Source organism: Croceivirga thetidis (assembly GCF_012272815.1).
Lineage (GTDB): Bacteria > Bacteroidota > Bacteroidia > Flavobacteriales > Flavobacteriaceae > Croceivirga > Croceivirga thetidis.
Genome location: NZ_JAAWWL010000002.1, coordinates 1,210,228 through 1,236,171, shown reverse-complemented (window position 1 = coordinate 1,236,171; position 25,944 = coordinate 1,210,228). Strand labels below are relative to the sequence as shown.

Sequence of the window (25,944 nt, the reverse complement as noted above, 5' to 3'; positions counted from 1 at the left end):
AGACCTAGAATTTTTTATCAGGTCTTAATAACTTTAACCTTTCCGTCAACCGATAGTTTTATTATCGTGGAGCGTTGTGATTTTCTATTTTCCAAGGGCAAATTTACCACATACTCAACACCATTTAAAATGTCTTTACTGATGTCATTGAACGATTTTGGTATTCGTTGTCCATTAAAATTGGCAGCAGTAAATACAATTGGCTTCTTGAATTTATTGATAAGATATTGACAGAACTTGTCGGTTACGACCCTTATTGCTAAAGTTTGGTCTTCCAATATTAAATTTTTGGCAACACCATTGGGTTCATCATATAGTATTGTCGTAGGCTTAGATGCTAAGTCAATGATATCGTAGGCCAATTTCGGTACTTCCTCAACGTGCCTTTCGAGCATCGATTGATTCGCTACAAGACATGTGAATTCATGGGGTTCATTTCTTTTTTTAAGCCCAAATAATTTTTCAATGGCCGAAGCATTTGAAGCATCACAACCGATACCCCAGACCGTGTCGGTTGGATAACAAATCAGCCCCCCATTTTTCAAGACCTCATGACATTTGTTAATCTCCTCAGTCATTCAGTTTTAAATTGAAGAAGTTGGTCAGCGCCAACCATTGAGTCCTATTTTTGTCTTGACCAATATTCTGTTTTTTTAAGGAAACTATTTGACTGCCAAAAATTGGTAATGGCTCCTTTGTCAATTTGCTTGATTGAATTGATTCGGTATTATTCATTAAGGACATTGCTTTGAACCAAAGATCATCCGCTTTTGGTGCAAGTTCTTGGAACAACGCTTCATCAAAAACACGTTCATTTAAGGCTTTGGGAGGATATATGGTTCCGGATGAGCCTATGGGGAGAAGACTTTTGGTTTTAATCGAAGCATCAAAAATTGTTGGCCATTCTTTATAGGGAAGCAAATCCCCTTTTGGTGAAAAACTAATTATCCTACTTTGATTACTAACTATGTTCTTTGGATGCTCCAGATGTTGCTCGTATAAGTAACTCAACCAATTTTTCTGATAGTACAAATCATCGTCACAGGTTACGATAGTTTTATTGGGAAACCTTTTTAACGTAGGTATCAATTTCATGTGCGGACAATCCATTTCGGAATAATGTATTTCAAATCGTTCACCCTCTAGTTTACGAAGTGATTTAGGAATGTGCGCTTCAAGGTTGGTATTGATATTTAATATGATTTTTTCTGGTATTTGATCTTGGTTTAAAATACTCCTTATGACCAAATGCGCTTTCTTAAGTCTTGGCATAATCGTCGTTAAGGATACAATAACCGGAAGTATTTCCTTTTTGGAAATCAACTTTTGGGGTGGGATATAGCCCAAATTTATTTCTTGAAATAAGGAAATAGGTAGTTCTTTTAATTTCATAATTAACCAAAAAAGAGAAGTTCAGAATTGTCAATCATCTGCTTTATTGAAAAATCGTTTTCAATTCTTTGCCGTAAAACTAGGGGATTAAATTCTATCGAATTTCCTTCAATTCCTATTAAGGCCTCAGCCATGGATTTCGTATCATCAATGTCAACTATGATGCCGTATTTGCCAAAGCCCAGTAATTCTTCGCTTCCTTCAACACGAGTCGAAACTACTGGTTTGCCATGACTCATGGCTTCGTTGAGAACGTTTGCCATTCCTTCAAACCGAGAACAAAGAAGAAAGGTATCCAATCCACTAAAAAAAGCTGACATATTATTTTGGTAACCTAAAAAATGAATTCTATTTGAAAATTTTGATTGTGCGACCAATTCATGTATTTCATTTTTAAGTGGTCCTTCGCCAGCATGTACAATATGAAAGTTTTCTGGAAGATGAGATATGATTTTGGGTAATTGGTCAAATCCTTTTTGTAGGCTAAATCTTCCGGCACATCCTATGATAAAAGCACCTTCAGGCAGACCTAATTTCGATTTAAGGTCAGAGTTTTGATTGCGTTCAACAGGGATTTTAAAACCGTTGTAAATCCGGTAAACATTTTTTGTAGTGAAAAGCGTATTGGAATTAATCAGATGGTTTTTTAAGGAATCACTATTCACTAAAACTTTAGAATTGAATAAGTTGAATACCAATTTGTATTTAAATCCATTTCTAATGGTCCGTTTAATTCCTAAATAAAGAACGATTTTGGGAATTTTTGCAAGGTACGCTGCAAAACTAACCAACCACCAGTCTTTTTTTAAAGCAGCAAAAGCAACCTTGGCCTTAAGTTTTTTCAACAATCGGTAGTAGTTGATAATAACAAATAGATTTAAATCGCCACCCCTGCTTGATATTTCAATAACCGAAACATTGGTCAAATTCTTGAAGCGTTCTTTGAAAGTGTTTTTCAACAAGACAATATGAACATCATATCCTCGAAGACCGAACTGTTTGGCTCGGAGCAAAACGTTTTTTTCAACTCCACCCCAAGTGTCCGTTGGGCAAAAAAATACAATAACTGACAATCTTCCGGTTTGAGGGAATAAATATAAACCATCATACTTTCATATTTTTGTCGGAATGAACACTATGGAAAAACCTATTCCAAAAATTTCGGTTATAATTAGCACCTATAATTCAGAAGAATGGCTTAAAAAAGTTCTTTGGGGGTATAATTTTCAACTTTTCAAAAATTTTGAAGTGGTTGTAGCAGATGATGGGTCCGGACCAAAAACCAAGGCCCTGTTAGAACAAATGCAGGAGGAGGTTTTTTATAACATCGTTCATGTCTGGCAGGAAGATGATGGTTTTCAAAAATCACGAATCTTAAATAAGGCATTACTTGCGTGCAACGCCGATTACATAATTATGAGTGATGGGGACTGCATTCCTAGAGAGGATTTCGTAGAAGTTCACTATATAAACAAAGAAGAGGGGTTTTTCATTTCAGGCGGATACTACATGTTGCCGATGAATATTTCGCAATTGATTTCCAAAGAAGATATTAAAGCCCAAAATTGTTTTAATATCAACTGGTTAAAGGAGAAGGGTATTCCTAAAACCTTTAAGAACAACAAATTGACTGCCAGTGGTTTCATATCAAGATTCTTAAATGCAATGACTCCGACCAATGCTAGTTGGAATGGTCATAACTCTTCTGGTTGGAAGTCCGATATTCTAGAAGTAAATGGCTTTGATGAACGTATGCAATATGGTGGTCAAGATAGGGAGTTAGGGGAACGTTTATTTAACTCAGGAATTAAATCAAAACAGTTGAGATATAGTGCTGTTTGTGTGCATCTAGATCACAAACGAGGTTATAAAACTCCAGAGTCGATAGCTAAAAATCAAGCAATCAGAAAGACAACTAGACAAGAAAATTTATCTTGGACGGACTACGGCATCACCAAAAAATAGGTGAGTTCGTTTTTTTTCTCCAATCTTTTTAATTCTTTAAACCGCTCGAGTACACCCAAGGCATTTAGATAGCAGACAATTATACCCTTTTTGCCATCAAGTATTCCAAGTCTAATAATGTAGTGGTTGAAAAATTTCCATGCTGGTCTGAATAACATGGCGAAATAGCTGAAACTTTTCTCTTTGTAAAATGCTTCTTTCGCTTTCAAGCGACCATATTTAAGCATTTTACCTTTGTAATCATCGTAGTTTTTATAACAAAAATGCGTTAGCTTTTCATTCAATATACAAGAAGAACCATCTACCTCTAAACTCTCGTGAACCAATTTTTTATCAGTAAATTTTACTTTACTTTTTCTAAAGAGACGATGATTTTTATCTGTTTGCCAACCGCTGAAACGCAAATGTTTGTCTTTGAACATAAACTTTCTGTAAAACCAATAGGCCTCACAGGCATTCGGGTTTTCAATCGTACTCTTAATTTCTTTTTGAAGCTTATCGGAAACAACCTCATCTGCATCGACAAATAAAATCCAATCATTGGTTGCCTGATTCATGGCAAAAGACTTTTGAGCAGTGAAATTTTCAAAAGGATGTTGAATAGCCTTGACCTTAGGATGATTTTCTAGATATTCAAAAGTACCATCGGTACTGTATGAATCTACTACGATAATTTCATCGGCAAAGGAAATAGCATTAATACATTTTTCAATGTATCCGATTTCATTGTAAGTAATTACAAGGGCTGATAATTTCTTAGATGGGGTATTCAAATCAGCAATAGTTTTGGTTTTTGGTTAAAAGCGGCAAAATTATAACAAAAAAAATCCTTAATTATTATTCGGTAGTACAGAAAATTCTTTCGGCATTTATCTTTACTTATAAGATTCATGGTAACAGAAAAGGTTGGGTATATTTGAAAAATAATTTTATACAATGAATTATTGGTTTCTATGGCTTCCCGCAATTGGAGTTTTTGCTTTCCTCATGGGAAAATTTATAAAGCATAAATCTCTTTATCCTTTCATGCCATTTAAGTATGATTTCCGTAAAAGGAGGAACACCTTTCGTAAGGTAATGGGTTTGCTTTCAAAGACCAAGGCCAAAATGATGATTGAGACTGGAACTTCAAGAGAAGGTCTCAAGGGCGCAAAGAGCAACGGAGCCGCCACTATCGTATTTGGTAAATGGGCCAGCGAGAATGCCGCTTTTCTTCACTCCGTAGATATTAACGAAAAGTCTGTTGCAAATGCGCAAACCGAGGTAGACAAACAAAAATTAAACGAATGGGTTAAAATCCACGAATCTGATTCAGTTGCTTTTTTGGATGCATTTGCCGACAAGGTTGATTTTCTATATTTAGACAGTTATGATTATAGCAGCAATGTTGAAGTTCAGAAGAAGAGTCAAGAACATCATTTGAAAGAATTCAAGGCTATTGAAAACAAGCTTCATGATAAATCAATTGTTTTGATTGATGATTGTGATTTACCCAATGGTGGTAAAGGCAAATTAGTTATTGCCTACATGCTTGAAAACGGATGGAGAATTGAAGAGGAGGCTTACCAAGTACTATTGGTCCGAGAAGATTTCCCTTATTAAAAATGCTTCAAGTTTTGGCCTTATGAGGTCTGGTCGCAATCGATTGTAATACTCCGGTGCACTTTTTTTTCTATCGGTTTTCGAGATGTTCAATAAGTCAGGTTCAAAATCGGCGAGGTGCACACCGACATTACTTTTGTTCGATTTATCAGTAATCCACGCATCTTTTGATATCCATGGCGAGAAAATTGAAAAATTCGGTATGCCTAGGGCACGGGCCATATTACCAGCACCTCCCTCATTGCCAAAGTAACCCTTAGCTAGCGAAAGCACAGCTAGAAAAGAACGTAAATCAGCAATGTAGATATCTTCTCGAATGAACTTTTGGGTTTTTTCAGAACATGCTTGAATAAGTGTTGCCAGTTCTTCTTTCTGTGATGGAAGTGCATTAAGAATTATTGTTATTTCTTTATGAGCTATTATCGTATCTAGCAAATTTGCTAAATATCTAAAGGGATAAGTTTTTAAATTACTACTCCCTAAAGCCCCTACAATTAAAAAGGGTTTGGTCAAGTCGACATGATTCGTCTTTAAAAACTGCTCCGCATTAGATATCTCTTCGTTTGAAAGATGGATTTTAGGTATTTCTTTTGGATTTTTTAATTGCTCCAAAATTGGATTTAAAAGAACCAAACGTGTTTCGATTGCATCACCCATTTCGGTCTTTGGATGCTTACCTCTCTTAAAAGTTTTATCATAAATAAAACTGGAATACCATTTGTTATAAGAAATCTTAAGTGGTGCGCGAAGTCCAAGGCTTATGATATTACTTTCCAATTTGCAGTAAACATCAATGATAGCCTCGTAATTTTCTTTTCGAAGCTCTTTTATAAATTTTAGAAATTGGATTTTATTTTTTCGATGAATGGGTTTAAACTTGATTAGCTCATCTATAAATGGGTTTTCCTGTACTACTGCAGCTGTATGCTCATGTATCAAAAAATGAACTTGGCAATTTGGAATATTGGATTTTAAATGTTCACACAACAAAGAGCTCAGTAGAACATCTCCCACCATTTTTTGTTGAATGACCAAGTATTTTTTCAAGACTTTTGCTTTAGACTGCTACATCATATTCTCTAAGCGCATCGTTGAGTGAAGTCTTCTTGTTCGTACTCTCTTTGCGTTTACCAATAATAAGGGCACAAGAAACATTATATTCGCCGGCATTGAATTTTTTGGTGTAACTACCTGGAATAACAACAGAACCAGCGGGCACCCTGCCTTTCATTTCTAGTGGTCTATCACCAGTAACATCAATGATTTTGGTAGAGGCGGTCAAAACAACATTTGCGCCTAAAACGGCTTCTTTCTCAACATGAACCCCTTCAACAACTATGCAACGTGAACCAATGAAGGCATTGTCTTCAATAATTACAGGTGCCGCCTGTAATGGCTCTAACACTCCTCCAATACCAACACCGCCACTCAAGTGCACATTTTTGCCTATTTGTGCACAACTACCAACAGTGGCCCAAGTGTCCACCATAGTTCCTGCGTCAACATAAGCCCCAATATTTACATAACTTGGCATCAATATAGTACCTGGCGCTATGAAAGCCCCATGTCTTGCTACAGCATGGGGTACAACCCGGATTCCTCGTTCTTTGTAATTATTTTTTAAAGGAATTTTATCATGGTATTCAAAAATTCCGGCTTCAAGAACTTCCATTTTTTGAATTGGGAAATATAGTACTACCCCCTTTTTAACCCATTCGTTTATTTGCCATCCGGTTTCTGTGGGTTCGGCACATCGCAATTCTCCCTTATCAATAAGGTTTATTAGCTCTCTAATGGCGTCTTGGGTATTGCTTTCTTTCAGCAATTCACGATTATCCCATGCATTTTCAATACGTGCTCTCAGCTCGGTCATAAAATCGAATTTTGGCAAAGATAATTAGGCAATCAGAATAAAACCGACAATTTTAGAAGGATAACAATTTGCGTTATTTTTACCAAAATTTTCGATTGGGTAGAATAATTGGTTTGGATTTTGGAATGCGACGCACTGGAGTCGCTGTCACTGATGAATTACAGATGATAGCTTCGCCATTAAGGACGATAGAAACAGAAAATCTGATTCAATTTTTGAAAGATTACATTGCGACTGAAAACGTGGTGTTGTTGGTTATAGGTGAACCAAAACAGATGGATGGTAGTCCTTCAGAATCAGAAAAACTCATTGAACCACTCATTCAGAAATTAAAAAATGAATTTGAATCGATTGCTATTGAACGCCAAGACGAAAGGTTTACTTCAAAAATGGCGGTTAAGGCAATGATTGCTGGAGGAATGAAGAAGAAAAAACGCCAAGTGAAAGGTGAAATTGATAAGATAAGTGCGACCTTGATATTACAGTCGTATCTAGATAGAAAATAATTTATGGTACTACCGATTGTAGCATACGGAGATCCCGTTTTACGAAAAAAAGCAAAAGATATACCGAAAGACTTCCCCAATCTTGAGGTATTGGTTTCAAATATGTTCGAAACCATGTATAAGGCTTCAGGGGTTGGTCTAGCTGGTCCACAGGTAGGTCTTCCGCTCCGAATATTTGTAATTGATGCTTCTCCATTTTCAGATGATGAGGATTTGAGTGAAGAAGAACAAAATCAGCTTTCAGATTTCAAGAAAACGTTCATAAATGCCAAAATCGAAATTGAAGAGGGCGAAGAATGGGCTTTTAATGAAGGATGTTTGAGTATACCTGATATTCGGGAAGATGTGGTCAGAAAACCAGAAATAAAAATTTCGTATTTAGATGAGAATTTAAATCCGATAACAGAGCGGTATTCAGGTCTTGCTGCGCGGATAATTCAACATGAGTATGACCATATAGAAGGTATTTTATTCACAGACAAACTGTCCTCACTCAAAAAGAGATTGCTAAAAAGTAGGCTTGAAAAAATTTCAAAAGGAAAAATCAATGTGGACTACAAAATGCGATTTCCGAACTTAAAAAAGGGACGATAGACATTATAAAAACTTTATTTTTGCGCCTTTAAAATTGCTTTGAAATGACACTAGAAAAGATATTGGCTATTGGTGGTAAACCGGGGTTGTACAAGTTATTGACCCAGACAAGAACTGGTTTTGTAGGAGAATCCTTGATTGATGGCAAACGGGTTGCTGTTGGAATGCGTAATAATGTTAGCATGCTTTCCGAAATTGCCATTTATACTTTGGAAGAGGAAATTCCACTGCGTGAGGTATTTCAAAAAATAAAGGATAAGGAAAAAGGCGGGAAGACCTCAATAGGGCATAAGGAAGAAAAAATAAAGCTTGAAGAATATTTTTTTGAAATATTACCTAACTATGATGAAGATAGGGTGTACCCTAGCGACATCAAAAAAATTATTCAGTGGTACAACATACTTCATGACCAAGGTATAACGGATTTCTCTGAAACCGATGATGAAGATGGGACCAAGTCATCTAGTGAGGAGGAATAAAAACCTGTCTCATAATTTCCCTAATGGCTATTTTACTTAGCGATTAAACTAATTGCGAAACCGCCTCCAGGAGCTAGTTTTATAGTCTTGCTATCCCCTTTTTTAATTTCTAACTGTTCTATTTGTAAAGCTTGTGGATTGCTACGGTAATGGGCGTCGACTCCATCTCGATATAGGGCGGCCTTAAATATTTTCCCCTCTGGGAGGAAATCAAAATCAATGGTCATTTCACGGGCATTTTCATCTGTAATCCCACCAACAAACCAATTACCTGATTTTCGTTCTTCTCGGGCTATGGTTACAAAATCACCCACCTCCCCGTTAAGTACTTTACTCTGTTCCCAATCGACACCAACATCACGAATAAATTGTAAGGCTGGTCGGCCTGCATAGTTTTCAGGTAAATCACAAGCCATTTGAATCGGGCTATAGATAACCACATATAGTGCCAATTGTTGCGCTAGGGTTGTATTGATTTGATTGTCTGGTTTTTGCAGTAACGCTATTTCAAATACGCCTGGTGTAAAGTCTATTGGGCCAGCTAACATTCGCGTAAAAGCAACGATGGGTAAATGTTCTGGGGGATTGCCACCATCTGTAGCCCAGGCATTGAATTCTTGACCTCTTAATCCTTCAGCTGATATGGTGTTCGGTAAATGTCTTCGTAAACCTGTTGGTTTGATTGGTTCGTGCGCATTCACTGCAACCTCATATTCCGCAGCTTTTTCCAATGCCTTACGATAGTGGTTAACCATCCATTGCCCATGATGGTATTCTCCTTTCGGTATGATTTTACCGACATATCCAGATTTCACCGAATGCATACCATTTTCTTGCATGAGCTTATAGGCAGCGTCCATTTGTTTTTCATAGGTCCTCGGAGCGGCGCTAGTCTCATGATGCATGATGATTTCGACACCTTTGTTTTTAGCATACTCGGAAATCTCACCCAAATCGTAGTCTGAATAAGGTGTTATAAAATCAAATACCCCTTCACGGTCTTCAAAGCCAATCCAATAATTCCAGCCGGTATTCCACCCTTCTACCAGAACACCTCCAAATCCATTGGCAGCAGCAAAATCGATATATCTTTTAGTGTTTTCGGTACTTGCCCCATGCTTAACATCACCACCATCAATTGTCATACCACCCGCTTGGGTTGCCTCAAGGTCCCAAGTTGAGAGCCCTAAATGCATCTCCCACCAAATACCAACATATTTCATTGGACTAAACCATGAGATATCGCCTAATTTATTGGGTTCGTTGAGGTTTTCTATTAATCTGGATTCGATTAGGTCTCCGGCTCGGTCTGCAATTTGAATAGTTCGCCATGGCGTAACAGCGGGCAATGAGGTTTTTACAGCATAACCCAATCGGTCAGAATGAACCAAATCGCTAGTTAGTTTTAAGGCCTCATTATCAACCTTTAATGTCATACCCGAATAATCCGTAAGGTTTGCCTCATGAAAAGATAAATGTAGGCCACTATCACTGCGCATGGTCACTGGGGTATTAACCGCGTTTTCAGGAATATAAGTTGCCGCTAGATTAGGATGGTCGCGCTTACTGATGGCATCGATTTCAGAAACTTTTGTAGTGTTATATAATTGTTCGTAAATATCCCAATCACCAGGAATCCACCATGCAGTATGGTCTCCGGTCAATTGAAATTCGGTGTGCTCTTCCATTATGGTAATACTGTCATGACCCTCCTGTTCCAAAAACTCATAACGAAACGCAACACCATCATCATAGGCCTTAAAATGGATATTTAGTTTTCTATTCGGAGTCTTTGATTCTTTAAGGGAAACTATCATGCCTTGGTAATGGTTACGAACCTTTTTCTGCTCACCCCAGGGCATTTCCCATATTTCATCCTCTACAGTTTTGGTGATATTCAACAACTCCAATCCGCTTTTCAAGGATTCTTGATCTTTAAATTCAAACCCCATAGTTGAAGTGTCAATAACCATTTGGTTTTCATGGATTATGGTGTACATGGGTTCACCTTGCTCTGAAAGGAAGAAATTAATTGTATTTGTACCCTTAGGTGAGGTGACTTCGCTTATCAAGGATTCTTTAGCACATGAACCAAAAATAAGAATGAACAAAAGTGAAAATAGCGTTAAAATTAGTCTCTTCATTTTTTGAATCTTTTTAATTGGAATCGGTTGTGATTGACCTAAGATACAGGGATTTAGAATTAAAGAAATTAATTATATATAAAAAATATTAATATTATATCTAAAATAAATAAATAATATTTTATGAATTAAAACAACAATATTTGTCCCAAATCTGAGTGAACTATGAATACAAAAGTCTTTCCGGTAACAAAAAGAAACCTAGCAACAAATACACCAGTTAAAATCGCAGTTGCCATGGGTGACGGAATAGGGCCTGAAATTATGAAGGCGACGCTTAAGGTCTTAACTGCGGCTGGAGCGAATATCGAACCTGAATTTATAGAATTGGGTGAAAAGGTTTATTTGTCAGGAAACACTTCTGGTATAAGTGAACACGCTTGGAACGCGATTAATTCAAATAAAATAATTTTTAAAGCTCCAATAACAACACCACAAGGAAAAGGCTACAAAAGTTTAAATGTAACGTTACGTAAATCGTTGGGTCTTTTTGCAAATGTGCGCCCAGTTAATGCGCTCCATCCTTATGTTCCTACCAACTTTCCAAATATGGATGTTGTCATTATTAGGGAAAATGAGGAGGACCTCTATGCAGGAATTGAGCACCGTCAGACCCAAGATGTGTATCAATGTTTGAAATTGATTACCCGACCAGGTTGTGAGCGTATAGTACGTTATGCATTTGAATACGCGAAAGTATATGGCCGCAAGAAAGTAACCTGTATGGTAAAGGATAACATTATGAAAATTACCGATGGTCTATTTCACAAAGTATTCGATGAAATCGCATTGGAGTATCCTGAAATAAAAAGTAAAACACAGATTATTGATATCGGGTCTGCACGTTTGGCCGCGAAACCCGAGAACTATGATGTTATTGTTACTGCAAATCTTTACGGAGATATTATTTCTGATATTGCTGCTGAAATTGGTGGATCCGTAGGAATGTGTGGCTCAGCCAATATTGGTAAAAATGTAGCCATGTTTGAGGCGATACATGGATCTGCTCCTGATATTTCAGGACAGGGCATTGCAAATCCATCAGGTCTTATGAACGCTGCCGTAGCAATGTTGGCCCACATTGGTCAACCAGAAATAGCGGATAAAGTAAAAAACGCATGGTTAGTGACTTTGGAACAGGGTTACCATACTGCCGATATATATAAAGAGGGGGTGAGTTTGAAAAAGACGAATACCCAAGAATTTGCTGAAAAGGTTATTGAAAACTTAGGCAAAAACCCCGATAACTTGACAATCAGTTCACTAAGTAAGGGCAAAGGTACAATTCAGATACCTGATTATAATCGTAAAGAACAGAAAAAAGACTTAGTTGGTGTGGATGTCTTTATAGATTGGCAGGGTGAAAATCCAAATGAATTAGGAGACCTTTTAACTGAATTGGGCAGCTATCGTCTAAAATTAAAAATGATTACAAATAGGGGTGTTAAGGTATATCCTAAAGGTTTAAAAGAGACTTATTGCACAGACCATTGGCGTTGTAGGTTTGTAGGTGTCGATTCAAAAATAAATGGCGCCCAACCTAAATATGCCGAAATCGAGTTTGAACAAGTGGTCGCCCTTTTATCAAAATTAAACAATCAAGGTTTCGATGTAATTAAAACAGAAAACCTTTACGAATTTGACGGCCAGCGTGGTTTCTCACTTGGTCAGGGAGAATAATTGCTAGAAAAAAGTTTGTGTTAGTTAGGCAAAGCCGTCCAGAATTTAGTGTTTAGGGCGGCTTTAATCTTTACTAATTTTCTTGTAGATTTCTTTTTTCTTTTTCCATGGTACCTTTTGTGATGGATAATAATTTACATCATTTCTATCTAAAAATGGTTGTTGGTCAGCCAATCGTTCTTTGTACTCCTCCCAGTCCCTGTCCTCGGAATTTGTCCATCCCAACTCAGCATAACCAATGGCTCTAGGAAAAGCTAAATAATCCATCTCGGTACTATTACTTATGGTTTCAGACCATAAAGGAGCTTCAATTCCTAAAATATTTTCTTTTGGTAAACCTTCAACAAAGGTTTCGGGGTCCCAGTTGTATCCCTCATCTACCTCAATATAGGCTGCCCAATGCAATCCATGTTCCGATAGTGAATCATACTGCATATCTAAATAGGCCTTGGTCGCTGGTGACATTATAATTTGCCCTCCCTTTTTTACGGTTTCCAAGGCACTTTCTGGTTCATTCCAGAATTGTCCGACCGTCGAAGAATCTAGGTTGGCTTGCGCTATTTCGTTCCATCCCACCGCACGTTTACCATGTTTACGTACTATTTTTTCAACTTTTTCAACGAAATGTATATAATCGGCCTTTGATGTCACATGACTTTCGTCACCACCAATATGAAAATATTGGCTCGGAGAAATTGCTGAAATTTCGCGAACAACATCGTCCAAAAAGGCATAAACGGTATCCTTTCTAGCAGCAAATGAACTGTAACCAACCAGCATATCGGTTCGAACTCTGGGTTTATCGGCTTTTCCTCCGGCATGAAATATTGGATAACTTAGGTTGGCTGCGTTGGTGTGCCCTGGCATATCGACTTCTGGTATTATTTCTATATGGCGTTCAGCTGCGTATGCTACCAAATCCTTAAATTCTTCCTGGGTATAGAACCCTCCTTCACCACCACCTACTTCGCTTTGACCTCCGATTTCAGTTAGTTTTGGCCACGACATAATTTCAATACGCCACCCTTGGTCGTCTGTCAGGTGCATATGGAACTTATTGTATTTGTAGTATGCCAATAAATCGATAAATCGCTTTACCTCTTCAACTGTGAAAAAATGACGTGCTACATCTAGCATAGCACCGCGATATTCAAAATTTGGTTCATCAATAATTTTTCCTGAAGGAATGAGCCACATTGGTTGCTCAGCAAGGGTATCATTACTTTGTTCCGGAATTAATTGTCTTAAAGTTTGAATGCCGCGAAAGGCACCAGCTGCCGTTTTCGCATTTAACAAAACAGAATCGTTTTTGATATAAAGTTCATAGGCCTCGTCTGATGTCATCTCTAGGGAATCTGATTGATTGATGAATATTAGTCTTTCAATTGATTCGCCGTCCAATTCATTCACTGGTATGTCAAGGTTTAGTCTTGATTTTAATTTTTCTGCCAAGTAATTACCAACTTCTTCGAATCCATCGAATACTTGATTGGTGTAAATTGCTGTCTTAGAATCAAGTCCAAAAGCAGAATTTGTGGGTATTACCTTAAGGGGTTTGGGTATAAGGCTGTTTTGTGACAAATCGGTCTTGGGATATTCAATTTTTTTCTTCGGCGGTTCGCAACATACCACTATCAAAAGTGTAACCAAAAGGGTTATACCAAGTCTTAGTTGATTTTTCATTTTTTCTAGTTAACGTGAGGTTTGAGTTCTTTTTCCCAAATGTCATAGCCATCTTTGGTCATGTGAAGTCCGTCTTCAATAAATAAGGATTTATTTAGTTTACGGCCATTTAGCATAACCTGCCAAACATCGACAAAGGTTACATGCGCCACTCTTTGGGCATAGTTCTTTATCTCTTTGTTTAAACGACGGTATTTTCTGCGAAGCTTCCATCTATCTATACTTGGTTTCGCTGAAATTAGATATACTTCGGTGTTGGGTAATTTTTTGTGTATTTTGTCTGTAATTCTTTCTAAATTATTTAGAATTTCCCTCCATTTTTTTCCGTTGGCAATGTCATTATCCCCTTCATAAACAAATACTTTTTTTGGGTTATAGTTGATGACAAGTTCATCGATATACCCGAGTAGGTCATACGATTCAGAGCCACCAAAACCTGTATTCAATATTTGGGTTTGCGGAAACCTTTCTTGTAAATCTTTCCATAAGCGAATACTGGAACTCCCTGTAAATACAATGGCACTTTCTTTATGATTCCAGGTTTTTTTAATTCGCTCTTGAATATTGTTTACTTCTTGCGAGTAACCAACGTTTTTCTGGCCAAAAACAAGACCGCTCAAGAGCAAAAAAAGTGATAATAGGATGGTTTTATACATAGGTCTTAGCAAATTCTTTTTTACGGATTGAACTATAGTTCTCGGTAATAGTACCAAATTTAGCATAAAGTGGATGTTTTGGAGAACCATTTTTGTTTTTGGAAATTATCCTTGCGCTGGGGAAGAGTTTTTGCATATCAACATCCCTCTTATTTTCGTATACCGTGCTAAAGTTTCCCCAAGCAAAGACCACTTCAGAAAGATTTGGTCGAATTGATTTGAGCCAATTGTCATTTTGCCTTAAAAAGGAATAATCATTTAGATTTTTTGGATTTGTAGCGATAAATGGAAAACAATTTCCTAAAACCAGCCCGCCATATCCATTCAATTTCGCAAATGAAATGAGCTTTTTCGTGGTAGCATCATCCTTAACATCATCTGCGACAGAAGGATTCAACCCAATAAAAAGAACCTTTGGAAGTTTCTTGTCCCAACATCGCCAAAGTAAGAACCTATAATTAAGGCAATTACTGAAAACCGCACCTTTTTCTAAGTTTAAGTCTATCAATTGTTTTGAACTAAACCTTGTGAAACACTCCATTCATAAAAACGCTCAATCCAAGTGTCGGAAGGCAGACCTTGTGGTCGCATGCCAAAACCGTGACCGCCTTTGGCATACATATGAAGGGCCACTGGTTTTTTTGCTTCCAACATCGAGGTATAAAGGTCTATAGAACCTTTTGCTAACCCGAGTGGGTCGTCGGTTGCACAAATTATGACCATTGGGGGCATATCAGGCTTTGGAGGTTGTACTGGCATTGCATCTGTCCAAAAATACACAGGTACCAAAAAATCTGGTCTGGTTGATTCGGTATAATTATATCCAATACCCATGGTTACAGCTCCGCCGGCAGAAAATCCCATAAATCCGATTCTATTTGGATTAACACCATATTCATTGGCGTTTTTACGTACATGCTTTATTGCATTTAAACCGTCTTGGATGGAGTAGGGCATGACCATCGTCACTTTCTCACGAATTTCCTCAGGATTTTCCATAGCCAATTTTGATATATCAGCAACACCGTCATCGCCAGTTGGAACTAGGTGGTATTTAAGTACAAACGCAGTAATTCCTTTCTCGTTAAGCCACTTGGCAACCATATTGCCCTCACTTTCTATGCTGAGCGCATAAAGTCCGCCCCCGGGGGCGATAATTACCGAGGTACCATTATTATTATCAGGGGTAGGTCTAAAAACCTCCATTGTAGGCTTAGAAACATTGGTAACTACCTCCGTTTGCCAAATTTTCGAGAAATATTCCTTTTCGGAATTGGGCCAAAAAATTTCACCGGTATGTTCTTCAGGTAATTCAACAATTTCTTGGGCAAAAATATTTACACATAGCAATAATGTCAAAAGGTATATGGGATATTTCATTGCATTAATAATTTAACTAAAAATACAATTTTGAAACCGATACAATAATGACTTTATAAAAAGCTTCTAAGTACTGTTTTAGAAAGAAAAAAGGTCTTTTATAAAAAAAGACCTTTTACGCATTAAGACAATTTATGTCTATTAGGCATCATTTGGGGATAAAAATTTATAAACCAAACCTGCTAATGCGGCACCAACCAACGGGGCCAACCAGAACAACCATAGCTGACTTATGGCCCAATCACCAACAAACAGGGCCTGGCTTGTACTTCTGGCAGGATTTACCGATGTATTCGTTACTGGAATACTTATCAAATGAATAAGAACCAATCCCAGACCAATGGCCAAACCAGCAAACCCCTTAGGGGCTTTAGGGTGTGTTGCACCAAGAATAATAATTAAGAACATGAATGTCATCACCACTTCAGTTATAAGGGCAGAAAGCATATTATAACCTCCTGGCGAATGCTCACCATAACCGTTAGCAGCGAACCCACCAATTTCAAATCCTGATTTTCCGCTAACTATTAAGTAAAGGATTCCGGCACCAGCAATTGCACCAAGTACCTGCGCTATAATATAAGGTAATAAGTCTTTTTGGTCGAAACGACCTCCAATCCAAAGTCCTACGGACACAGCAGGATTCAAATGGCAACCGGAAATATGACCAATGGCATAAGCCATAGTTACCACAGTGAGTCCAAATGCAAGGGCAACACCGGCGAAACCAATACCGAGTTCTGGGAAAGCAGCGGCTAAAACTGCACTACCGCAGCCACCCAAAACCAACCATAAAGTCCCGATAAATTCTGCAACGAGTTTTTTCATAATAGATAGTTTTTAGTTATTAATCGACCTAGTCTTATGAAACCAGGTCTTGGTTAGAAATCATAAAAATTAATATAGTTGACTGATTTTCAATTGAAAAACAACAACTATAGAATTTTGACACCCTAAATAACTAGAAGTCACATTAAAATTTTAAAAGAGGATTTTTCGATTCTTAAAGGCGCAGTTGAACATTTTGTGGATTTCTCCGCTGTTTTTCAATTTGGTTCAAATCTAAACCGCAAGAAAAACTGTTTCAAAGTACTTTTACTCAAGAATGAAATTGTTTGAAAGCACATCTCTAGAGTTACGACCGACCATGACCTTAAAATCTCCAGGTTCTACGATCCATTCATAATCAAGGTTATAAAATCCCAGTTCTTTTTCGGTAAGCTCAAAATGAACCGTTTTTGACTCCCCTGCCTGAAGTTGTATTTTTTCAAAGCCTTTGAGTTCTCTAACCGGGCGAACAAGACTGGCATAAGGGTCTTGTAGGTATAATTGAACAACTTCTTCACCAGCTATAGTGCCAACATTACTGACAATTACAGAGACTTTAATGGTTTTTTGGTCAGTAGTATCAATTGTTAAATCCTTGTATTCGAAAGTTGTATAGCTTAATCCATATCCAAAAGGGTACAATGGACTATTCTGCTCATCTGTGTAGTGTGACCAAAATACATTCCCTTCTTTATTATCAGGTCTACCTGTACTAAAGTGATTATAATAAATAGGCACTTGTCCTATGTTTCTAGGAAAAGTCATGGGTAATTTGCCACTAGGATTATAATCACCAAACAATACTTGGGCTATGGCGTTACCTGATTGACTACCCAAATGCCAAGTCTCTAAGATGGCGGGAATATGTTCATCTTCCCAAGACAAGGTTAACGGACGCCCGTTCATTAATACCAGAACAATATTAGGGTTGACCTTATGAACCGCTTTTAACAATTCTCGCTGTATACCAGGAATTTCCAAATTTGTACGACTTCTTCCTTCACCACTCATAAAACCATGTTCGCCTAATACCATAACAACCACTTCGGCATTTTTCGCTGCGTTTACAGCTTCGCTTATACCTGTGGTATCAGTGCTATTTATTTCAACATTTTTCAAAAAACTACCGCTATTAAAAGCTGTTGGACCTTTTACATATTGAAATTTCGAAGTGTAATTTTTTATTCCTTCGATAACAGATACAGCTGTACCATCCTCAGAGGCTAACCGCCAGCTTCCCAATGGACTGTTCTTATCATCGGCCAAGTCCCCAACAATCAACACTTTGTTTTGATTTTTGTTCAATGGCAATAGCTTACCATCATTTTTTAAGAGAACAATACTCTTTTTGGCCATTTCCAATGCTGCAGCTTGATGGTTAGGATGATATATGGTTTCCATTTCCCGTCTTTCGTCAGAATACTTAAATGGGTCGTCAAAAAGTCCTAGTTCAAATTTTACCTGTAGAATTCGGCGAACTGCATCATCAATTTTTTCTTCATCGACCTTACCATCTTGTACCAATTGAGCAAGGTTCTTCAGGTAAACACCAGAAGCCATATCCATATCGGAACCGGCATTTGCAGCCAATTTTGCGGCTTGTGTTGAGTCTTTTGCAAATCCATGGGCCTGCATTTCAGCAACGGAACCCCAATCAGAAACTACAAAACCATCAAAACCCCACTTCATTTTTAAAATTTTTCGTTGAAGGTTTGCATCTCCCGTGGCAGGTACTCCATTAAGCGTATTAAAGGCATTCATAAAAGTTTTTACCCCTGAATCAACAGTCGCCTTAAAAGGTGGTAAGACCGTATTATATAATGAATACAAACCAATGTCTACCGTGTTATAATCCCGACCGGATTCTGCAAACCCATAGGCGGCGAAGTGTTTGGCGCATGCCGCAATAGTGTTAGTAGCGGAAAGATCTTCTCCTTGAAAACCATTAACCCTAGCCTCTGCGATTTTAGCACCTAAAAAGGAATCTTCACCAGCTCCTTCCATAACCCTGCCCCATCTGGCATCACGCGATATATCAACCATTGGAGCAAATGTCCAATGTATACCTTCGGCAGAAGCCTCAATTGCTGCTATTCGTGCGGAATTTTCGATGGCTTTTAGATCCCAACTAGCCGCCTCGGCAAGAGGTATTGGGGCAAGTGTCTTTTGACCATGAATGACATCAAGACCAAAAAGTAAAGGGATACCTAATCGTGTTTCTTCAACAGCAATCTGTTGTAGCTTACGGGTTTCAACTGCACCTCTAACATTAAGCATGGCGCCTACCCACCCATTTCTTAAGTGCTCGTATTTTTCAGCCGCAGAGCCCTGTTGCGGCACAGGACCCGTGACATCGTAAAAACCAGAATAGAGGTTCATTTGACCAATTTTTTCCTGTAAGGTCATTTGGTTTATTAATTCCTCAATTTGTCTATCATAGTCGGTTTGCCCCATGAGGTTAAAGGTAGTGTTTGCTATAATTACTAGAATGCTAAAAATCTTTTGAAGAACCATGACTTTTTATTTTGAGCAAGGTATTGGGGAGCCCTTTCTAAAAAAAGGACAATTGTCAGTTATTGGTTAATAACATTGGGATTCTTTTTTCCTTATACAGGAGGCTTTAAAGACGGGCTTTGTAGTTTTAACTGATTAATCGAAAACATGAACGACAGAAAAGAACAACTGCTTGCTTTTGATCGTCTGCTAACCATTATGGAAGAGCTAAGGGAGCAATGTCCGTGGGATAGGAAGCAGACAATGCAATCACTTAGACATTTAACGATTGAAGAAACCTATGAATTAGGGGATGCAATATTGGAAAATGATCTTGATGAGGTTAAGAAGGAATTAGGTGATTTGTTGTTACATATTGTTTTCTATTCGAAAATTGGTTCTGAAACCGAGGATTTTGATATCGCCGATGTTGCCAATGGCATTTGTGAAAAATTGATTAACCGGCATCCACATATCTATGGAGATGTTGAGGTCAGCGATGAAGAAGATGTAAAGCGAAATTGGGAGAACATAAAACTCAAGGAAGGAAAAAAGAGTGTCCTAGAAGGTGTTCCCAATAGTCTTCCTGCTTTAGTAAAGGCAAATCGTGTGCAAGAAAAAGTTGCAGGCGTTGGATTTGATTGGGAAAAACCAGAACAAGTTTTTGAAAAGCTTCAAGAAGAAATGGGGGAGTTGCAAGAAGAAGTAAAAGCTTCCAATCAAGATAAAATTGAAGCGGAGTTTGGTGATGTTTTATTCTCGATGGTCAATTATGCAAGGTTCTTAGGAGTTAATCCGGAAAATGCACTAGAGCGCACCAACAAAAAATTCATTCAAAGATTTCAATATTTAGAAGAAAAGTCAAAAGAACTCGGTAAGACCCTAATGGATATGTCCTTGAAAGAAATGGATGTCTTTTGGGAAGAGGCCAAACAATTAAATTCTAAGAATTGAAAGTAGTCTTTGTTTCTTCGAGTAAAAAACTAAACGTTTAAAAATCCAATCGAATTATCAATAATTACACCAGAGAGTTTGTCTATAATTTAAAACTTGCCTATCCAGTGATACTGGGTATGTTAGGTCATACTTTTGTGGCCTTTGCCGATAATATAATGGTAGGTCAGTTAGGTACTGCAGAATTGGCCGCAGTTTCTTTGGGTAATAGTCTGATTGTTGCATTTATGTACGTGGGTATTGGATTTTCCACAGCGATTACTCCACTTGTTGCCGAGGCCGATGGGGCAAATAACAAACCCGAAGCAAAACATGTATTGAAACACGGTTTGGTGTTATGCACACTTCTTGGCATTGGTCTATTTCTGTTAATATTGGCTTGTAAGCCATTATTATACCTAGCAAAGCAACCTGAAGAAGTTGTTGAACTGGCCATTCCTTATTTAAATCTCGTAGCATTTTCAATTATACCCATGTTGATTTTTCAAGCATTCCGTCAATTTTCTGAAGGAATGTCGCAGACCAAGCTCCCAATGTATGCTACCATTATCGCAAATGTTTTAAATGTAATTATCAATTACCTCCTCATTTTTGGGTCATTTGGGTTTCCTAAAATGGGAATAATCGGAGCGGCTGTGGGAACATTGGTTTCTCGATTCGTAATGCTCATTTTTCTTTTTGTTGCTTTACGAATTCGAAAAGAGTACAAGGAGTTTGTTTCCAATTTCGATTTTAAAACGCTTAAAGGCAAAATGTTCAAAAAACAACTGAATCTTGGATTACCATCCTCTCTGCAGGTATTTTTTGAAGTTGCCATCTTTACTGGGGCTATCTGGTTAAGTGGTGTTCTTGGTAAAAACCCTCAAGCCGCCAATCAAATTGCACTAAACCTAAGTAGTATGACCTATATGGTCGGAATAGGACTGAGTGTGGCGGCATTGGTAAGAGTAGGAAATCAAAAAGGGCTTCAAAATTTTAAAGAATTGAGAAGAATTGCGCAATCAGTGTTCTTTCTAACCCTAGTAATTGAAATCGCTTTCGCTTCATTCTTTTTGCTCTTTAGAGATTGGTTGCCAACTTTATATTTGGATGAAAACGACCTTTTAAATCAAAAAGATAATGTAGAGGTAATCACTTTGGCCTCAAAATTAATGTTGGTGGCGGCTTTCTTTCAAATTTCAGATGGAATTCAAGTAGTTGTTCTAGGTGCCCTTCGTGGCATTCAAGATGTGAAAATACCTACGGCCCTTACTTTTATTGCCTATTGGCTGGTTGGTTTTCCGATATCATATTATTTAGGCTTACATACCGAATTGAAAAGTACGGGGATTTGGATTGGTCTCTTATCTGGTCTCACGGTATCTGCGGTATTATTGTATATTCGATTCGACATAATGACGAAAAAATTAATCATTAAAAATTCTTGATGGAGCTGCCCAAATTTTTACTAGGTGATAATACGGATTACCCTAATGGCATTTACATTGTGCATACCGAATACCCGAGATTTGTAATAAACTTAGAAGATGACGAGGTTGAATGGCTTGAAGAATTCTCTCAAGAAGATGAACAAGAACTATCAACTGAAGCAGAAAGTCTTATTGAAGCTGCTGTTGCTTTTTATGACCGCGAAGTTTCGCGTTATGAGGATTAAAAATGATTGAAAACCTAATTGAACTTGACCAAGAGCTGTTCTTGTACCTTAATGGTCTTGGAACCGAAGGTTGGGATGGTTTTTGGATGTTCATCACAAACAAATGGGGTTCAATTCCCTTGTATTTGGTTTTATTGGTTTTCTCAATTAAGGCAGTAGGTTTGAAAAATACTGGAATTCTTTTAGTCTTGGTTGCACTCTTAATAACTTGTACAGATCAATTGGCTAATTTTTTCAAATTTGGCTTGCAACGACCAAGACCATGTCATGAAGATGTCATCTATGAACAAATGCGATTGGTCAAATCATACTGCGGAGGAAAATTTGGATATTTTTCTGCCCATGCTGCAAGCACGATGGCCTTGGCAACATTTTTCGTTACCACCTTTTATAGCAAACTTCGTTGGTATGGAGCCCTATTGATACTTTGGGCATTACTTGTTGGCTATAGTAGAATTTATATTGGTGTGCATTATCCAGGTGATGTATTTACCGGAATTTTTGTAGGAATTATTTTCGGTTGGTTATTTGCCAAGATGTATATATTTGTCGTCTTGAAATTGGGGGGATGATTTCAAACGCCAGATACTGGTTTCTTATAGCTTTAGTAGCCTTAGTCTACTTTGCAGGGATGTTCGTTACACTTTTTGAGAACGATTCGGCTCAATTTGCTGTAATGGCGATGCGAATGGTTCAAGAGAACGACTTCATAAATCTTTTTAAAGGACCAAACGACTATTTAGACAAGCCGCATATGCATTATTGGCTTGCCGCTATTTCATTCAAAGTCTTTGGGATTTACGACTGGGCATATCGTATACCTGGTATCCTAGCACTGTTTTTGGGAGCTTTTAGTTGTTTTAAGTTAGGTAAATTACTTTACGGTAAAGATACTGGTCGTTTGGCAGCACTAATCTTTCTTACTTGTCAAACAATCGTATTATCTGCAATTGATGTTCGTACCGATGCTGTTTTAACAGGGTTTACAATATTCTCAATTTGGCAGTTGGCTAAATATGTCAAATACGGAAATCTTAAGAGTATTGCTTTTGGTGCATTCGGAGCAGGATTGGCTTTTTGTACTAAAGGTCAAATTGCATTAGTGGTAATTGGCTTATCCATACTATGTCATTTAGCATATACCCGTAATTGGAAACGATTGTTGAATTGGCGTATACTATTGGCAATCATGATTTTTGGTTTGACTACACTGCCAATGTTTTACGCCCTTTACCTCCAGTTTGATATTCACCCTGAAAAGATAATTCGTGGTCGTGCTAATCGAAGCGGAATTTTATTTATTCTCTGGGAACAAAGTTTTGAACGTTTGAGTGGGGAAGGGGTTGGAAAGAACAGTAGTGACTATTTCTTCTTCTTTCATACTTTTTTATGGGTCTTTTTGCCTTGGACGGTCATCGCAATATTTGCATACTGGCTAAGATTGAAATCATTTATAAAAATGCGTTTTAAGTACCGTAATGGATTCGAATTTTTGACACTAGGGGGAATCACACTGATTTTTTTACTGATTAGTTTCGCCCAATTTAAGTTACCCCATTATATGAATATCATGATGCCTTTGTATTCAATTCTTACGGCGTCCTATTTATACCGGCTTTACACGCATGCTAAAAAAAAGGAGTTAAAAGCATTACTGGTTGTTCAGAATTTCCTTTTAGGAATCGTTTTTATTTTTTCAGTATTGGTATGCTTTTATGTTTTTAAATTTTATAGATGGTATGCATACGTTTTGTTGATAGGCCTACTTATTTCCATAGTTTATTTTGTCTTAAAAACTGAAGCAGCTTATCTAAGGGTAATTACGCTTTCTGTCTGTAGCTCCTTATTATTGAACACCGTTATGAATATTCAGTTTTACCCTGACCTTTTAGTCTATCAGGCAGGCTCTACAATGGCGAAAAAGGTAAAAGAAAATAATATCCCAGTTGATAAGATCTACAAGGTAATGGGAGATCATACTTGGGGGCTGGATTTTTACAATAGAAAACCAGTAAAAATCAGCTCAATGGCAGAACTTTCGCAAATGCGAGATGTATGGGTTTATGTAAAGGAAAATGAGCTTAAAAAGTTTTCTGATGCCGGTTTTGATTGGGACAAACAACTTGAGGTGGATCAATTTCGTATTACTCGATTGAACCTTAAATTTTTAAATCCGGATACTAGGGGTAGACAATTAAGTCAGCGGTACCTAATACATTTGAAATAAGAGTACTAATAGGTTTCCAGTCTCAATTTTTTAAAATGGTAAACCATTCCGAATAGTGAGACCAAGGCAGTTATAGTAAAAAAGGTAAGACTAAGAGCTATTGAAATATCTTTATTTAGTCCAAGCCACAACGAACCATATAAAAAGGTAACCTCCCTACTACCAAATCCACCAATTGTCATTGGAATTACAGAGACGATAGATGAAATCATAAAAACAAATAAATAAGCTGATTCATTATCAAGAACTGATAAGGCTTGCATTATGCAGCCAACCGCAGCTAATTGTAATAATTGCAATACAGCAGAATAACCTATCGAACCCCAAAAAGCTTTTAGTGCATAAGTAAACCACGCTTTGTTTATCCACCAAAATATCCCTACTCCAATGGGTGCCAATGCTGGCAAAAACCATCGGTAAGCATTGAAAGCTTGCCAATCCAAAGTTGATCCTAAGATTAATGCATAGATTAAAATCAGTAGCATTCCACTTAACCTATCAAGCAATAGAACACCAACGACTCTTTTTGTCTTAACCTTGAACTGCTTTTGAATTAAGTAGCCTTTATAGGCATCTCCACCAATACCTCCGGGAAGAAAAAGGTTATAGAACATTCCCAGTAAATATAATTTCAAATTGCTTAGCTGGGTGAGTTTAACTCCTATTGCCTTAAAATAGAGATTTAGCCGAAAAGCGTTTAAAATTTTAGAAAGCACAAATAACAAAACTGCAAAAAATAACCACATGGGTTTTGCACTTTGCAAAACTTCGAGAACATCGCCAAATTCAATTTTTGTGAAAATAAAATATAGGAGGGCGGCACTTATAATGATTTTTAGTACCGAGGATAACCTTTTACGCTGCTTTTCCGTCACCTATGGTTATTTTCTTGATTCGATATGGTCTTTTGGATTGGGACTCGTAATAGGTGCGAATTAGCAGTTCCATTACTATTCCTATAGTAAAAAGTTGTATTCCTCCTAAGATGAACATCATACCAAAAATCAATAGAGGTCTGGTACCAATATCTTCACCAAAACCAAATTTTACGATAAGTAGGTAGGCTTCGACCAAAACACCCAAAATGATAAGTAATACCCCAAAAATTCCAAACAAGTGGATAGGACGCTGAAAGTATTTACGAATGAACAAAAGTAACATCATATCAGCAACAACCTTAAATACCCTTTCCAAACCATACTTAGATTTTCCGGCGTGTCTGGCATGATGCTTAACAGGAACTTGTTTTATTTGGGCACCTTCCAGATATGCTAAAAGAGTTATGAAACGATGCATTTCACCATAAAGATTAAGTCCCTTAGCTATATCCTTTGTGAATACCTTTAATGCACAACCGTTGTCTTTGATATCTAATTTGGTCACTCTTCGGACCAAAAAATTGGCAATTTTTGAAGGAATTTTTTTAACAAGAGAGTCTTTACGTTTTTGCCGAATACCGGTTATTAAATCAAATTCTCCTTCTTCGGCCATTTGCAACATTTGCGGTATATCAGACGGATCGTTCTGAAGGTCACCATCCATGGTAATAATATACTCGCCCTGCGCATAATCTATGCCTGCAGCCAAGGCCAAACTTTGCCCATAATTTTTTTTGAGCTGTATTAGATGAACCTTTTCGTCCTCCATTTGGGTAACCGCCTTACGTGTCCCATCTGTGGAGAAATCATCCACATAGACTATCTGATAATTATATTCAGCTAGGCTTTCATGAATTTTTTGAGTCAGTAGAACTACATTGTCTTCTTCATTGTAAAGTGGCACGACAACAGAAAGCAATGCATTAGTAACGGGAGGCATAGGTTACACTTAAAAT

26 protein-coding genes are annotated in these 25,944 nt (G+C 37.5%); 11 read left to right on the top strand and 15 right to left on the bottom strand.

Annotated features, from left to right (window positions below; all coding sequences use genetic code 11):
• Positions 1-17: 17 nt before the first annotated feature.
• Genes HCU67_RS13250 through HCU67_RS13240 form a run of 3 tightly spaced genes read right to left on the bottom strand, consistent with a single transcriptional unit; the run spans position 18 to position 2,465 of the window.
• Positions 18-578, bottom strand: a complete 561-nt coding sequence (locus tag HCU67_RS13250) for an L-threonylcarbamoyladenylate synthase (RefSeq protein WP_168553079.1) — start codon at positions 576-578, stop codon at positions 18-20.
• Positions 571-1,392 carry a zinc-binding alcohol dehydrogenase gene (locus HCU67_RS13245; RefSeq protein WP_168553078.1) on the bottom strand — a complete coding sequence of 274 codons (822 nt, stop codon included), beginning with the start codon at positions 1,390-1,392 and terminating at the stop codon, positions 571-573. Before HCU67_RS13245 ends, HCU67_RS13250 begins: the two co-directional genes overlap by 8 nt.
• 2 nt (positions 1,393-1,394) lie before the next feature.
• Positions 1,395-2,465, bottom strand: a complete 1,071-nt coding sequence (locus HCU67_RS13240) for a glycosyltransferase (protein WP_168553077.1) — start codon at positions 2,463-2,465, stop codon at positions 1,395-1,397.
• Between the two features lie 64 nt (positions 2,466-2,529).
• Between HCU67_RS13240 and HCU67_RS13235 the strand changes: the two genes are divergently transcribed.
• On the top strand, positions 2,530-3,357 hold the full coding sequence (locus tag HCU67_RS13235; protein ID WP_168553076.1) for a glycosyltransferase family 2 protein: 828 nt from the start codon (positions 2,530-2,532) through the stop codon (positions 3,355-3,357).
• Here HCU67_RS13235 and HCU67_RS13230 read toward each other — a convergent pair.
• A complete protein-coding gene (locus HCU67_RS13230) occupies positions 3,336-4,130 on the bottom strand; it encodes a glycosyltransferase family 2 protein (RefSeq protein ID WP_210423711.1) in 795 nt (264 codons plus the stop codon). The two genes, HCU67_RS13235 and HCU67_RS13230, sit on opposite strands and share 22 nt — an antisense overlap.
• Before the next feature lie 304 nt (positions 4,131-4,434).
• Between HCU67_RS13230 and HCU67_RS13225 the strand changes: the two genes are divergently transcribed.
• Positions 4,435-4,959 carry a class I SAM-dependent methyltransferase gene (locus HCU67_RS13225; RefSeq protein ID WP_210423710.1) on the top strand — a complete coding sequence of 175 codons (525 nt, stop codon included), beginning with the start codon at positions 4,435-4,437 and terminating at the stop codon, positions 4,957-4,959.
• Here the strand turns inward: HCU67_RS13225 and HCU67_RS13220 are convergent.
• A complete protein-coding gene (locus HCU67_RS13220) occupies positions 4,930-6,006 on the bottom strand; it encodes a glycosyltransferase family 9 protein (protein WP_168553074.1) in 1,077 nt (358 codons plus the stop codon). The genes HCU67_RS13225 and HCU67_RS13220 overlap by 30 nt on opposite strands.
• A gap of 10 nt (positions 6,007-6,016) precedes the next feature.
• The gene (locus tag HCU67_RS13215; protein ID WP_168553073.1) at positions 6,017-6,832 is read right to left on the bottom strand and encodes a 2,3,4,5-tetrahydropyridine-2,6-dicarboxylate N-succinyltransferase; all 816 of its coding nucleotides are present in this window, start codon (positions 6,830-6,832) and stop codon (positions 6,017-6,019) included.
• 95 nt (positions 6,833-6,927) lie between these two features.
• On the opposite strand from HCU67_RS13215, the gene ruvX reads away from it, so the two are divergent.
• The 3 genes from ruvX to HCU67_RS13200 are packed head-to-tail and all read left to right on the top strand — an operon-like array spanning position 6,928 to position 8,411.
• On the top strand, positions 6,928-7,338 hold the full coding sequence (gene ruvX / locus HCU67_RS13210; RefSeq protein WP_168553072.1) for a Holliday junction resolvase RuvX: 411 nt from the start codon (positions 6,928-6,930) through the stop codon (positions 7,336-7,338).
• Between the two features lie 3 nt (positions 7,339-7,341).
• The gene (def, locus tag HCU67_RS13205) at positions 7,342-7,932 is read left to right on the top strand and encodes a peptide deformylase (RefSeq protein ID WP_168553071.1); all 591 of its coding nucleotides are present in this window, start codon (positions 7,342-7,344) and stop codon (positions 7,930-7,932) included.
• A gap of 44 nt (positions 7,933-7,976) precedes the next feature.
• The gene (locus HCU67_RS13200) at positions 7,977-8,411 is read left to right on the top strand and encodes a DUF5606 family protein (protein ID WP_168553070.1); all 435 of its coding nucleotides are present in this window, start codon (positions 7,977-7,979) and stop codon (positions 8,409-8,411) included.
• Between the two features lie 32 nt (positions 8,412-8,443).
• Here HCU67_RS13200 and HCU67_RS13195 read toward each other — a convergent pair whose 3' ends face one another.
• Entirely contained in the window at positions 8,444-10,555 is a 2,112-nt protein-coding gene (locus HCU67_RS13195) for a glycoside hydrolase family 97 protein (protein WP_168553069.1), read from the bottom strand.
• 165 nt (positions 10,556-10,720) lie between these two features.
• Here HCU67_RS13195 and HCU67_RS13190 point away from each other — a divergent pair, with 165 nt between their 5' ends.
• The gene (locus tag HCU67_RS13190) at positions 10,721-12,235 is read left to right on the top strand and encodes an NADP-dependent isocitrate dehydrogenase (protein ID WP_168553068.1); all 1,515 of its coding nucleotides are present in this window, start codon (positions 10,721-10,723) and stop codon (positions 12,233-12,235) included.
• A 63-nt stretch (positions 12,236-12,298) separates the two neighbouring features.
• Here HCU67_RS13190 and HCU67_RS13185 read toward each other — a convergent pair whose 3' ends face one another.
• The 6 genes from HCU67_RS13185 to bglX all read right to left on the bottom strand — a co-directional run bounded on the left by HCU67_RS13185 (position 12,299) and on the right by bglX (position 19,296).
• The gene (locus HCU67_RS13185) at positions 12,299-13,918 is read right to left on the bottom strand and encodes a family 20 glycosylhydrolase (protein WP_168553067.1); all 1,620 of its coding nucleotides are present in this window, start codon (positions 13,916-13,918) and stop codon (positions 12,299-12,301) included.
• 5 nt (positions 13,919-13,923) lie between these two features.
• On the bottom strand, positions 13,924-14,574 hold the full coding sequence (locus HCU67_RS13180) for a GDSL-type esterase/lipase family protein (protein ID WP_210423709.1): 651 nt from the start codon (positions 14,572-14,574) through the stop codon (positions 13,924-13,926).
• Positions 14,567-15,115, bottom strand: a complete 549-nt coding sequence (locus tag HCU67_RS13175; protein WP_210423708.1) for a DUF1643 domain-containing protein — start codon at positions 15,113-15,115, stop codon at positions 14,567-14,569. Before HCU67_RS13175 ends, HCU67_RS13180 begins: the two co-directional genes overlap by 8 nt.
• Complete coding sequence (locus HCU67_RS13170) at positions 15,079-15,954, bottom strand: alpha/beta hydrolase (protein ID WP_168553065.1); 876 nt, start codon at positions 15,952-15,954, stop codon at positions 15,079-15,081. The genes HCU67_RS13175 and HCU67_RS13170 overlap by 37 nt, the downstream gene beginning before the upstream one ends.
• Before the next feature lie 141 nt (positions 15,955-16,095).
• Positions 16,096-16,782: an aquaporin Z gene (gene aqpZ / locus HCU67_RS13165; protein WP_168553064.1), complete on the bottom strand. Its 687-nt coding sequence runs from the start codon at positions 16,780-16,782 to the stop codon at positions 16,096-16,098.
• A gap of 267 nt (positions 16,783-17,049) precedes the next feature.
• Positions 17,050-19,296 carry a beta-glucosidase BglX gene (gene bglX, locus HCU67_RS13160; protein ID WP_168553063.1) on the bottom strand — a complete coding sequence of 749 codons (2,247 nt, stop codon included), beginning with the start codon at positions 19,294-19,296 and terminating at the stop codon, positions 17,050-17,052.
• Positions 19,297-19,443: 147 nt separating this feature from the next.
• Between bglX and mazG the strand changes: the two genes are divergently transcribed.
• The 5 genes from mazG (at position 19,444) to HCU67_RS13135 (ending at position 24,110) form a co-directional block, all read left to right on the top strand.
• Positions 19,444-20,229, top strand: coding sequence for a nucleoside triphosphate pyrophosphohydrolase (gene mazG, locus HCU67_RS13155; RefSeq protein ID WP_168553062.1), 786 nt, complete (start codon positions 19,444-19,446; stop codon positions 20,227-20,229).
• A gap of 113 nt (positions 20,230-20,342) precedes the next feature.
• Positions 20,343-21,656, top strand: coding sequence for an MATE family efflux transporter (locus HCU67_RS13150; protein WP_246865813.1), 1,314 nt, complete (start codon positions 20,343-20,345; stop codon positions 21,654-21,656).
• A complete protein-coding gene (locus tag HCU67_RS13145) occupies positions 21,656-21,883 on the top strand; it encodes a hypothetical protein (RefSeq protein WP_168553061.1) in 228 nt (75 codons plus the stop codon). Before HCU67_RS13150 ends, HCU67_RS13145 begins: the two co-directional genes overlap by 1 nt.
• A 2-nt stretch (positions 21,884-21,885) precedes the next feature.
• On the top strand, positions 21,886-22,455 hold the full coding sequence (locus tag HCU67_RS13140) for a phosphatase PAP2 family protein (RefSeq protein WP_168553060.1): 570 nt from the start codon (positions 21,886-21,888) through the stop codon (positions 22,453-22,455).
• The gene (locus HCU67_RS13135; RefSeq protein ID WP_168553059.1) at positions 22,452-24,110 is read left to right on the top strand and encodes an ArnT family glycosyltransferase; all 1,659 of its coding nucleotides are present in this window, start codon (positions 22,452-22,454) and stop codon (positions 24,108-24,110) included. Before HCU67_RS13140 ends, HCU67_RS13135 begins: the two co-directional genes overlap by 4 nt.
• A 5-nt stretch (positions 24,111-24,115) precedes the next feature.
• On the opposite strand, the gene HCU67_RS13130 is transcribed toward HCU67_RS13135, so the two are convergent.
• Positions 24,116-24,985, bottom strand: a complete 870-nt coding sequence (locus HCU67_RS13130; RefSeq protein ID WP_168553058.1) for a flippase-like domain-containing protein — start codon at positions 24,983-24,985, stop codon at positions 24,116-24,118.
• Positions 24,966-25,928, bottom strand: a complete 963-nt coding sequence (locus HCU67_RS13125; RefSeq protein WP_168553057.1) for a glycosyltransferase family 2 protein — start codon at positions 25,926-25,928, stop codon at positions 24,966-24,968. Before HCU67_RS13125 ends, HCU67_RS13130 begins: the two co-directional genes overlap by 20 nt.
• Between the last annotated feature and the right edge of the window lie 16 nt (positions 25,929-25,944).